Annotated in this window: 8 protein-coding genes; 4 read left to right on the forward strand and 4 right to left on the reverse strand. The window is 61.2% G+C overall.

All coding sequences use genetic code 11. The features are described 5' to 3' along the window. Positions 1-26: 26 nt before the first annotated feature. A complete protein-coding gene (gene acnA, locus MA884_RS10190) occupies positions 27-2,768 on the reverse strand; it encodes an aconitate hydratase AcnA (RefSeq protein ID WP_256230379.1) in 2,742 nt (913 codons plus the stop codon). Positions 2,769-2,940: 172 nt separating this feature from the next. Here acnA and rlmM point away from each other — a divergent pair, with 172 nt between their 5' ends. Then, positions 2,941-4,029 (forward strand): 23S rRNA (cytidine(2498)-2'-O)-methyltransferase RlmM, encoded by a 1,089-nt coding sequence (gene rlmM, locus MA884_RS10195; RefSeq protein WP_256230380.1) that lies wholly within the window; start codon positions 2,941-2,943, stop codon positions 4,027-4,029. A 158-nt stretch (positions 4,030-4,187) separates the two neighbouring features. Further along, positions 4,188-4,439, forward strand: coding sequence for a sulfurtransferase TusA (gene tusA / locus MA884_RS10200; RefSeq protein WP_047227197.1), 252 nt, complete (start codon positions 4,188-4,190; stop codon positions 4,437-4,439). Here the strand turns inward: tusA and MA884_RS10205 are convergent. Next, on the reverse strand, positions 4,436-5,839 hold the full coding sequence (locus MA884_RS10205) for an MATE family efflux transporter (protein ID WP_256230381.1): 1,404 nt from the start codon (positions 5,837-5,839) through the stop codon (positions 4,436-4,438). The two genes, tusA and MA884_RS10205, sit on opposite strands and share 4 nt — an antisense overlap. A gap of 295 nt (positions 5,840-6,134) precedes the next feature. Here MA884_RS10205 and pdxB point away from each other — a divergent pair, with 295 nt between their 5' ends. Further along, complete coding sequence (gene pdxB / locus MA884_RS10210) at positions 6,135-7,277, forward strand: 4-phosphoerythronate dehydrogenase PdxB (RefSeq protein ID WP_256230382.1); 1,143 nt, start codon at positions 6,135-6,137, stop codon at positions 7,275-7,277. 192 nt (positions 7,278-7,469) lie between these two features. On the opposite strand, the gene MA884_RS10215 is transcribed toward pdxB, so the two are convergent. Further along, positions 7,470-7,649 (reverse strand): PA1571 family protein, encoded by a 180-nt coding sequence (locus MA884_RS10215; RefSeq protein WP_092403097.1) that lies wholly within the window; start codon positions 7,647-7,649, stop codon positions 7,470-7,472. 249 nt (positions 7,650-7,898) lie between these two features. Here MA884_RS10215 and MA884_RS10220 point away from each other — a divergent pair, with 249 nt between their 5' ends. Next, positions 7,899-9,677 (forward strand): ABC transporter transmembrane domain-containing protein, encoded by a 1,779-nt coding sequence (locus MA884_RS10220; RefSeq protein ID WP_256230383.1) that lies wholly within the window; start codon positions 7,899-7,901, stop codon positions 9,675-9,677. Positions 9,678-9,897: 220 nt separating this feature from the next. Here the strand turns inward: MA884_RS10220 and MA884_RS10225 are convergent, their stop codons facing one another. Beyond that, positions 9,898-11,826, reverse strand: coding sequence for a transglycosylase SLT domain-containing protein (locus MA884_RS10225; protein ID WP_256230384.1), 1,929 nt, complete (start codon positions 11,824-11,826; stop codon positions 9,898-9,900). Positions 11,827-12,002: the final 176 nt, after the last annotated feature.

Raw genomic sequence — 12,002 nt, forward strand, 5'->3', positions numbered from 1 at the left:
AGATCTGTCGATCATATAGCCTTGTGTTACCCGGTAATCAACTGACGCAGCACATAGTGCAAAATCCCCCCAGCCTTGAAATATTCCACTTCATTCAAGGTGTCGATCCGGCACAACACGTCAACCCGCTCCTGGCGGCCGTCCTCGCGGGTGATGACCAGTGGCAGGTTCATGCGTGGCGTCAGTTCGACGTCGCTCAGGCCGAGGATGTCCAGGGTTTCCTTGCCGGTAAGGTTCAGGCTCTTGCGATTCTGATCGAGCTTGAACTGCAACGGCAGCACGCCCATGCCTACCAGGTTGGAGCGATGGATGCGCTCGAAACTCTCAGCGATCACCGCCTTGACCCCCAACAGATTCGTGCCCTTGGCTGCCCAGTCCCGGCTCGAGCCGGTGCCATATTCCTGCCCGGCGATCACCACCAGGGGCGTGCCCATGGCCTGATACGACATGGCAGCGTCGTAGATCGGCATTCTTTCGCCACTGGGGATGTAGATCGTATTGCCGCCTTCTTCGCCGCCGAGCATTTCGTTGCGGATGCGGATATTGGCGAAGGTGCCGCGCATCATTACCTGATGGTTACCGCGCCTTGAACCGTAGGAGTTGAAGTCCCGGGGCTCCACGCCCTGTTCGCGCAGATAATGTCCGGCCGGGCTGTCGGTCTTGATATTGCCGGCCGGGGAGATGTGGTCGGTGGTCACCGAGTCGCCGAGCAAAGCCAGGATTTTCGCACCTTCGACATTGTTGATGGCCGGTGGCGGCCCACTGATGTTCTCGAAAAACGGCGGGTGCTGGATGTAGGTCGAGTCCGATTGCCAGACGTAGGTCGCCGCTTGCGGCACCTCGATAGCCTGCCATTGCTCATCACCGGCAAACACGGCGGCGTATTCCTTGTGGAACATGCTGGTGTTCACCTGGGCAACCGCGCTGGCGACTTCCTGGCTGCTGGGCCAGATATCTCGCAGGTACACCGGGTTGCCGTCGCAGTCATTGCCCAGCGGTTCACTGCTGATGTCGATGCGCACCGTGCCGGCCAGGGCATAGGCGACCACCAGAGGCGGTGACGCCAGCCAGTTGGTTTTTACCAACGGGTGCACGCGGCCTTCGAAGTTACGATTACCCGACAGCACCGATGCCACCGTCAGGTCGGCGCTCTGGATGGCTTTTTCGATCGGCTCGGGCAACGGCCCCGAGTTGCCGATGCAGGTCGTGCAACCGTAACCCACCAGATCGAAACCCAGTTTGTCCAGGTATTCGGTCAACCCGGCGGCCTTGTAGTAATCGGTAACCACCTTCGAACCTGGCGCCAGGGAACTCTTGACCCACGGCTTACGGGTCAGGCCTTTCTCCACGGCTTTTTTCGCCAGCAGCCCAGCGGCCATCATCACGCTGGGATTGGAGGTGTTGGTGCAGGAGGTAATGGCCGCAATCACCACCGCGCCGTTTTTCAGGCGATGGGTCCGGCCCTCGAATTCGTAGTCGGTTTCCCCCACCTGATCGGCGTTGCCTACCGCGACCCCACCGCCACCCTCGCTTTCCAGGCGGCCTTCTTCCTTGCTGGTGGGTTTGAGGTTCAGGCCCAGGAAGTCACTGAAAGCCTGGCCGACATTCGGCAGCGAGACCCGGTCTTGAGGACGCTTTGGCCCGGCGAGACTGGCCTCGACGCTCCCCATGTCCAGTTCCAGCGTGTCGGTGAATACCGGTTCCTGGCCGGGCAGCCGCCACAGGCCTTGGGCTTTGCAATAGGCTTCCACCAGCTTCACGGTTTCCGCTGGGCGTCCGGACAGGCGCAAGTAGTCCAGGGTCACGTCGTCCACCGGGAAGAACCCGCAGGTGGCGCCGTATTCCGGAGCCATGTTGGCGATGGTGGCGCGGTCGGCCAAAGGCAGGTCGGCAAGGCCGTCGCCATAGAACTCGACGAATTTCCCCACCACCCCTTTCTTGCGCAGCATTTGGGTGACCGTCAGCACCAGGTCGGTGGCAGTGATGCCTTCACGCAGCTTGCCGATGAGTTTGAAACCAATGACTTCTGGAATCAGCATCGACACTGGCTGACCGAGCATGGCCGCTTCGGCCTCGATCCCGCCGACGCCCCAGCCCAGCACGCCGAGGCCATTGATCATGGTGGTGTGGGAATCGGTGCCCACCAAGGTGTCCGGGAACGCGTAGGTGCGTCCGTCTTCCTCTTTGGTCCACACGGTGCGACCCAGGTATTCGAGGTTGACCTGGTGGCAGATGCCGGTGCCCGGCGGCACCACGCTAAAGTTGTCGAAGGCGCTCTGGCCCCAACGCAGGAAGGCATAGCGCTCCCCGTTGCGCTGCATTTCGATGTCGACGTTCTGTTCGAACGCCTGGCTGCTGGCGAAATTGTCCACCATCACTGAATGGTCGATCACCAGGTCCACGGGCGACAACGGGTTGATCCGCTGCGGATCGCCGCCGGCCTTTTCCATGGCGGCGCGCATGGCGGCCAGATCGACCACGGCCGGGACACCGGTGAAGTCTTGCATCAACACCCGAGCAGGGCGGTATTGAATTTCCCGGTCGGACCGACGCTCCTTCAACCAGCCGGCGAGGGCCTTGAGATCGGTGCCGGTGACGGTTTTTCCATCTTCCCAGCGCAGCAGGTTCTCCAGCAGCACTTTGAGGGACATGGGCAACTTGTCCAGGTCACCCAGGCTTCGGGCGGCGTCCGGCAGGCTGAAATAGTGGTAAGTCCTGGCGTCGATTTGCAGCGTTTTAAGGGTCTTCAGGCTATCGAGGGACGGCATTGAAATCACTCCTTTGAGTCCGCACGGCTACGGACTGACGGGACGGGCAGAGCCTTTAACCTAGCCCTGTTTTACGCTTATGACTAATCACAGGACACCATGGGCAGGTTTGGGGTTCCGAACTCCGCTATCATGCGCCGGTTTTCGTGACAGGCTTTGCTACGGAGTTTCAATGAATACGCTTTTCATGCACTGCCGACCAGGTTTCGAAGGCGAGGTCTGTTCCGAGATCGCCGAACACGCCGCACGGCTGGACGTAGCCGGTTACGCCAAGGCCAAGCCGGCCAGTGCCTGCGCTGAATTTGTCTGTACCGAAGACGACGGCGCCGAGCGACTGATGCGCGGTCAGCGTTTCGCCGAGCTGATTTTTCCGCGTCAGTGGGCGCGCGGCACCTTCATCGATCTGCCGGAAACCGACCGCATCAGCGTCATCCTGGCCCACATGGGCGCTTTTCCGACCTGCGGCAGCCTGTGGCTGGAGGTGGTGGACACCAACGACGGTAAAGAGCTGTCGAACTTCTGTAAAAAATTCGAAGGGCCGCTGCGCAAGGCGCTGACCGGGGCCGGCAAACTGGTGGATGACCCGCACAAGCCGCGCCTGCTGTTGACCTTCAAGAGCGGTCGCGAAGTGTTCCTGGGCCTGGCGCAGGTCGATAATTCGGCCATGTGGCCGATGGGCATTCCACGCCTGAAGTTCCCTCGGCAGGCGCCGAGCCGGTCCACCCTCAAGCTTGAGGAGGCCTGGCACCACTTTATTCCTCGGGATCAGTGGGACGAGCGCCTGCACAGCGACATGACCGGTGTGGACCTCGGCGCCGCGCCGGGCGGCTGGACCTGGCAACTGGTCAATCGCGGCATGCTGGTGACGGCCATCGACAACGGGCCGATGGCCGAAAGCCTGATGGACACTGGCCTGGTGCAGCACCTGATGGCGGACGGCTTTACGTTCAAGCCCAAGCAGCCGGTGGACTGGATGGTCTGTGACATCGTCGAGAAGCCGGCGCGTAATGCGGCGATGCTGGAAGAGTGGATCGGCGAAGGGCACTGCCGCGAGGCGGTGGTCAACCTCAAGTTGCCGATGAAGCAGCGTTACGCCGAAGTGAAACGCCTGCTCGAACGTATCGCCGACGGTTTCAAGGCCCGGGGCATCAAGGTCGAGATTGGCTGCAAGCAGCTGTACCGCGACCGTGAAGAAGTGACGTGCCATCTGCGGCGGTTGGACACCAAAAAGCCCCGTGGGAGCAAAGCTTGCTCGCGATGAACGATGACGCGGTCAGGAGACCGAGGTGCCTGCATCGCGGGCAAGCCTTGCTCCCACAGCCTTGCTCCCACATGTTTGCTTCCACATGTTTGCTATTCCACAGGCTTTGCTCTCACCCGACATTGCGCGACAATGCCCGCATGTTTCAGGAGTAGAACATGAGTGAAATGAACGATACGCCGGTCGACGGCACGCTGGATGCCACCGGCCTCAATTGCCCGGAGCCGGTGATGATGCTGCACCAGCACATCCGCGACCTGATGCCCGGCGGGCTGTTGAAGGTGATTGCCACCGACCCCTCGACCCGTCGCGATATTCCCAAGTTCTGTGTGTTCCTCGACCACGAACTGGTGGCCCAGGACGAGGTCGATGGCACCTACCGCTACTGGATCCGCAAGAAGCTCGCTTAGTCCGCCGAACGACTGATGCGGATCTGCTTGCGTGCGCTGCGTGCCAGGCGGATCGACAGCATCAGTGCCGCGCAGCTCAAACCCACGATCAGGCCTTGCCACAAGCCGCTCGGGCCGCTGGCCGTGCCGAGCCAGTCGGTCAGGCCCAGGATGTAACCCACGGGCAGGCCAATGCCCCAGTAGGCGAACAGCGTCAGGATCATCGTCACCCGAGTGTCCTGGTAGCCGCGCAACGCGCCTGCCGCCGTGACCTGGATCGCATCGGAAAACTGAAACAACGCCGCATAGACGATCAGCATCGACGCCACTTCGATCACCACCGGATCGCCGGTATAGATCGCCGCGATGGGCCCGCGCAGCCAGAACATCAGGCTCGCCGACAGGCAGGCATATGCCAGCGCCGTTCCCATGCCGACCCCGGCGGCGAAGCGCGCTTCGCGAGGCTGGCACCGGCCCAGGGCCTGGCCGACACGCACCGTCACGGCCATGCCCAACGAATAGGGAATCATGAACACCAGGGAGCTGAAGTTCAGGGCGATCTGGTGTCCGGCCACCACGGTGGCGCCGAGGCTGCCGATCAGCAAGGCAATCACCGCAAAAATGCTCGACTCGGCAAATACCGCGATGCCAATCGGCAGGCCGATGCCCAGCAGGCGCTTGATGACGTTCCATTGTGGCCAGTCGAAGCGATTGAATAACCGGCTCGACTGGTAGGCCGGCGCCCAGCGAGCCCAACCAGCCATGCCCAGGGCCATGAACCACATCACCAGGGCCGTGGCCCAGCCGCAACCGACGCCGCCCATGGCGGGCAGACCCAGATGCCCGTAAATGAAGATGTAATTGAGCGGAATGTTCAGCGCCAGCCCGCACAAACCCAGGACCATCGCCGGTCGTGTCCGGCCCAGGCCGTCGCTGAAGCAGCGAAGCACGTGATACAGCGCCACCGCCGGAAGGCCGGTGGCGATGCCTTGCAGATACTCCATGCAGGGGCCGATCAGTTCGGGGTCCACGTTCATGATGTGCAGGATCGGTTCGGCGCCAAGTAGCGCCAGCGTCGCAATCAACCCCACCACCAGCGCCAGCCACAACGCCTGACGCACCAGCGGACCGATCTCGTCGAATGTGCCCGCGCCGAAGCGCTGGGCGACTTTCGGCGTGGTGGCCAATAGTGTGCCGGTCATCAACAGGAACACCGGCACCCAGATCGAATTGCCCAGTGCCACGGCCGCCAGGTCCCGTGGCCCGACTCGACCGGCCATCACCGCGTCGACAAAGCCCATGGCAGTGGTCGCTAACTGCGCCACCATGATCGGCAACGCCAGGGCCATCAGCGTTTTGAGCTCCAGGCGAACCCGGGCCGGGCGGGAGAGGGTGGTGGCGTGGTCGATCACAGGATTCACAGGCGAAACGTCCGAAAAAAGATAAGCGCGAGGCGGCGCATTCTACGCCTTGACGTAGTGGTCAGGAAAAAACCTGTGTTGTGGATTTGTAATTGCTTTTTCAATTTTCGAGCACCTGTGGGAGCAAGGCTTGCCCGCGATGAAGATGATGCGGTCTCCCTAGGAACCGAGGCGCCTGCATCGCGAGCAAGCTTTGCTCCCACATAAATCCCCTCGCCACAACATCATTCGCTTCGGGTAATGCACAGGCCTAACGGAACGCCTACACTGCCCATCCCGCCAAAGGAGCTCTGCCATGCTGATCGTCGCTGACGAAAATATTCCCCTGCTCGATGCGTTCTTCCAAGGTTTCGGCGAGATCCGCCGGGTCCCGGGGCGGGGCATTGACCGAGGGATGGTCGAGCAGGCCGATGTGTTGCTGGTGCGCTCCGTCACCCAGGTCAATCGCACGCTGCTGGAAGGCAGCAAGGTGAGGTTCGTCGGCACCTGCACCATCGGCACCGATCACCTGGACCTGGATTATTTCGCCGAGGCCGGTATCCGTTGGGCCAGCGCACCGGGTTGCAACGCCCGTGGCGTGGTGGACTACGTGCTGGGCAGCCTGATGACCCTGGCTGAGATCGAAGGCGCGGACCTCAAGCAGCGCACCTTTGGCGTGGTTGGCGCCGGGCAGGTGGGCGGGCGGTTGATCAACGTGCTCAAGGGCCTGGGTTGGACGGTGAAAGTCTGCGATCCACCCCGTCAGGCTGCCGAAGGTGGCGACTACGTGAGTCTGGAGCAGATCATCGAGCAGTGCGATGTGATCAGCCTGCACACACCGCTGACCCGCGACGGCGCGCAACCGACCTGGCATCTGTTCGATGAGCAGCGCCTGCGCCGGCTCCAGCCCGGAACGTGGTTGATCAATGCGGCCCGTGGCCCGGTGATCGACAACACAGCGCTGCGCGAGGTGTTGCTGGAGCGCGAAGACCTGCAAGCGGTGCTGGATGTCTGGGAGCATGAGCCGACCGTCGATGCGGATCTGGCCGACCTGTGCGTGATCGCCACCCCGCACATTGCTGGCTACAGCCTCGATGGTCGCCAGCGTGGTACGGCGCAGATCTACCAATCCCTGTGCGCGTTCCTCGAACAACCGGTTGGGGTCCGGCTGAGCGATCTGCTGCCCCGGCCATGGCTGGGCGGCATCACGCTGGACGCTGAAACTGATCCGGCCTGGGCGCTGGCGATGTTGTGCCGTGGTGTGTACGACCCGCGCCGTGACGACGCGGATTTTCGTCGCAGCCTGGTGGGAACGGTCAGCGAGCAACGCAGCGCTTTCGATGCCCTGCGCAAGCATTATCCGCCGCGTCGGGAGATTGATAGCTTGAAGGTTTGCATCGAGGGGCATTCACCGGCGTTGCAACAGATCGTGACCGCCCTGGGCGCCACCACTCTTTAATCGTGGATCGCTCTTGTGGCGAGGGAGCTTGCTCCCGCTGGACTGCGCGAAGCAGGCCCAAAACCTGGCGTCTGCTGCGCAGCCGAGCGGGAGCAAGCTCCCTCGCCACAAGAGCCAACCCACAAGAGCCCGCAAAGGCTGCGGGCATAAAAAACCCGACATCAAGGTCGGGTTCAACGAAGACGGGCTGTATCACTTTTGTTCGGCAGGTTTGACCAGTCGTTTTTCCAGCTCGCTGCAGGCTTTCTGGATCATGTCTTCAGTGATCGGTACTTCGCGTCCATCTTCATCGATGATCGAACAGCCCAGAGACTGGTCCGGTTGCGTGCGAATCACTTGAATCTTGTCGTCGCTGCTGTGTTGCAAGGACATGGCCTGTCTCCTCATCAGGTTGTGTGCCTATGTTAGTGTCGCCAGGTGACCGAGCCATGACACTCCTTGCAGGTTCATGGCGACAGCTCCACTCAATCAGAAACACACTCGCGTTTCCAGCCAGACTTTAGATCGATAACATCTAGCCTCTAGTCGCTACGGTCATATTTAACCTGACTCATTCTGATTCAACCAAGTTCCGCTGCGCTTCGGTGCCGGTGGTCGGTTCATTTCCTGCAGCATTATCGGATGCTTCTGATGCTTTCTTCCCAACAACGCCGCGCCATACGTCTGGCCAGTGGCTTTATCGCCCCTTATCGCAAGCAGGTTGCTGGCGCCTTATTGGCCCTCATCGTCACCGCCGGTATCACCTTGTCCATGGGGCAAGGCATCCGGTTGCTGGTGGACCAGGGTTTCATGACACGCTCCCCGCATCTGCTCAACCAGTCCATAGGCTTGTTCATGGTGCTCGTGGTAGGGCTGGCGATCGGCACTTTTTCCCGTTTCTACCTGGTGTCCTGGATTGGCGAGCGCGTGGTGGCCGATATCCGCCGGCAGGTCTTCAACCATCTGGTGTATTTGCACCCCGGCTTCTACGAGAACAACCGCAGCTCGGAAATCCAGTCGCGCCTGACCGCCGATACGACGTTGCTGCAATCGGTGATCGGTTCGTCTCTGTCGCTGTTCCTGCGTAATGCCTTGATGGTGGTCGGAGGCATTGTGTTGTTGTTCATCACCAACCCCAAGCTCACCAGTATCGTGGTGATTGCACTGCCCTTGGTATTGGCGCCGATCCTGCTATTCGGGCGGCGGGTGCGCAGCCTGTCGCGCCAGAGCCAGGACCGCATTGCCGATGTGGGCAGCTACGTTTCCGAGACTCTTGGCCAGATCAAAACCGTCCAGGCCTACAACCATCAGGTCCAGGATGAACGGCGCTTTGCCGTGACGGTGGAGCAGGCCTTCGACACCGCCCGCAAGCGCATCGCCCAGCGGGCCTGGCTGATCACGCTGGTGATCGTGCTGGTGTTGGGGGCGGTAGGGGTGATGCTCTGGGTCGGGGGCATGGACGTGATCGCCGGGCGGATTTCCGGTGGTGAGCTGGCGGCGTTTGTGTTCTACAGCCTGATCGTCGGCAGCGCCTTTGGCACCCTGAGCGAAGTCATCGGAGAGTTGCAGCGGGCGGCCGGTGCGGCTGAGCGCATTGCCGAATTGCTGCGTTCGGAAAATATCATCCAGCCGCCGGCCTCTGGCCTGGTGACCCTGCCTGAACGGGTTCGGGGTGATTTGCGTCTCGAAGGCGTGCGCTTTTGCTATCCCTCCCGGCCGGACAGCTATGCGGTCGACGGCTTGGATCTGACCGTCCATGCTGGCGAGACCCTGGCCCTGGTCGGGCCGTCCGGTGCCGGCAAATCAACGGTATATGACCTGCTCCTGCGTTTTTACGACCCCGTGCAAGGGCAGATTCTCATCGACGATGTGCCGCTGACGCGACTCGATCCACTGGACCTGCGCCGCCATTTCGCCCTGGTTTCGCAGAACCCGGCACTGTTCTTCGGTACGGTTGAAGAGAACATCCGCTACGGCAACGCCGAGGCGACGTCCGAGCAAGTGCGCGAAGCCGCGCAGATCGCCCACGCCCATGATTTCATCGAAAAAATGCCGGATGGTTACCAGACGCACCTGGGTGACGGCGGCCTCGGGTTATCCGGCGGCCAACGCCAACGCCTGGCCATAGCCCGGGCGCTGCTGGTGGACGCACCGATCCTGCTATTGGACGAGGCCACCAGTGCCCTCGACGCGCAAAGCGAACACTTGATCCAGCAAGCCCTGCCCAACCTGATGAAAAACCGCACCACCCTGGTCATCGCCCACCGCCTGGCCACAGTGAAAAATGCCGATCGGATCGCGGTAATGGACCAGGGAAAAGTGGTTGCCGTGGGCACCCATCAGGAGCTGGTGGCCAGTAACGCGTTGTATGCGCGATTGGCGGCGTTGCAGTTCAATCAGCAGGGCGATTCTGTTCCGTGAGCCAGACGTGTTGAGGGTCTGACGAGCCGAAACCAACGTGGGAGCGAGCCTGCTCGCGATAGCGGCAGATAGGCAACCATGATGTCGACTGTCACACCGCTATCGCGAGCGGGCTCGCACAGGGTCGGCAACCGAGCAAAAAAATGCCCGCATCGAAAGATGCGGGCATTTTTTTCAGGAACAACTTGCCGCTTGAAGCTTATGGCTTGCTGCTGCCCACTCACTGATCATCAAAATAGCGCTCATGCCAGTCCACCAACGGTTGCGGCGAGTTGAGTTTCTGGCCGTAGATCACCGAGTACGACAACACGTTCTGCACGTATTGACGGGTTTCGTCGAAGGGGATGCTTTCGACCCAGACATCGAAGCTCAGGTGGTCGGCACCGCGCAACCACTGGCGCACCCGGCCGGGGCCGGCGTTGTAGGCGGCGGAGGCCAGGACCCGGTTGCCGTTGAACTGGCTGTGAACCTGGCTCAGGTAGGCCGCACCAAGCTGGATGTTCTTGTCCGGGTTCAGCACTTGTCTGGGCGAGGCCAGCGGGATATTGAACTTGCGCGCGGTTTCCTTGGCGGTGGCCGGCATCAACTGCATCAGGCCGCTGGCGCCGACACCGGAGCGCGCATCTTCCATGAAGGCACTCTCCTGACGGGTGATGGCGAACACCCAGCTTGAATGCAGGCCGCGAACCTTGGCTTCACGCACCAGGGTATCGCGGTAGGCCATTGGGAACCGGATATCCAGGTCGTCCCAATATTTGGCCTGGCTGATGGTACGGATCGCCGGGAAATACCATTTCAGGTCGTAGGCCAGTTTCGCCTGGGCGACCATTTCGTCCCGGTTGAAGTGGCGTGTGACGTGATACCACTCGCGACGACCGTCGACGATCTGTCCCCGGGCATGAAACTCCAGCGCCCGACGAATACCCGGCGTGTTGCGCACTTTATTGATCAACGCCTGGCTCATCACCAGGGGCTTGTTGTTAAGCGAGTAGGGCGATTGGGAGCGATCGGCGGCCAGGAAGCCGTAGAAGTCCCGCTCACGGGCCAGATGCTTGTAAAGCGTCAGCGCCTCGGGGTTCTGTGGCTGCGCCAGCTCCAGGCTGCGGGCCTGCCAGTAGCGCCAGCGGCTGGTGCCGGCCAGTGTCTCGGGCAGGCGGCGAGTCAACTGATAGGCGTCGTCCCAGCGGGCCAGGCGCAACAGCAGGCGCAAGCGCCATTCCGAGACCGTATCGTCGCGCAGTTCCGGGTCGTATTTTGTCATCACGCCCAAGGCGCGGCTGTCGAAGCGCTTGGCCAGGGTCAGGCCTATTTCCCGGGCAATGGCTACTTTTTCATGCTTGGAAAAATGCATGGTGCTGGCATAGCCGTCCAGCAGCGCCATGGCTTTCTCTGGATCCTGACGGGCCAGGCGCCGCAAGCCGAGGCTGACGATATCGGCCATCGGCTCATCGGCCGGGCTGAAGCGCGATGGCTGGTTGAGTAATTCGGGCTTTTGCGCCACGTCCACCAACAGCTTGCCGCGGGGGGTGAGGGTGGTCAGGCCGCTGATCAAGCTTTTGGCTAGCGGATAATTGCGAGCCTGGGCGGCCAGTTTGGCGCGCTCCCAGCGCTTCTGTTCAGTCAACTGACCCTGGGTCGCCCACAGGCCGAACAGCGCATCGCAAGCGGCCGGTTGGGATTTTCCGGTGAGCCAAAGCTTTTCGGTGTTGGCGTAGCCTTCGGCCTTGAGGCCATGGCTGAGCTGATACCGGGCGTTGAGACAGTCCAGTTCGGTGAAGTTGAGCTTGGGATCGTAATACTTGACGAAGGTCGCCCAATCGCCACGGTCGGCCAGCCAGCGCAACCAGCGCAGCTTCATCCAGTTGGCCTGGGGCAGGTCGCCGTGCTCGGCGAGGAACTTCTCGATTTCGGCATTGCTCGCGCTCTTGAGGCGAGCGGTCAGTTCGTCGTAGGCCAGGTAGGGTTCCAGCGGATAGTCACGCAGGGCCTGGCTGTAGCGAAAGTAGGGGCCGGAATCACCTTTGGCCAAGGCGCGCTTGGCTTCGTCGTAATACTGACGCTGTGTGGAAATATCCACCGCCTGGGCGGTTTGAACGGCAGTGGCACATACAAATAGGCAAGATAAAACACTGAAAAGGCGACTGCGCATGATACGTCCGGGCAAAAAAAACATGACAAGCCCAAGGGTTAACCCAGGGTAACTGTCTGTAGCTTAGCCTTTTGCCAGCAATGGGCGAAAGCTTTGCGGAGTCATCCGCGCAAGTTCGCAACATTTGTTATGCAGAGTGCTTCGCAGATTGCTTCAGTGGCGAAATTGGCGGACTT

It is taken from the genome of Pseudomonas sp. Q11, from assembly GCF_024494355.1.
GTDB lineage: Bacteria > Pseudomonadota > Gammaproteobacteria > Pseudomonadales > Pseudomonadaceae > Aquipseudomonas > Aquipseudomonas hefeiensis.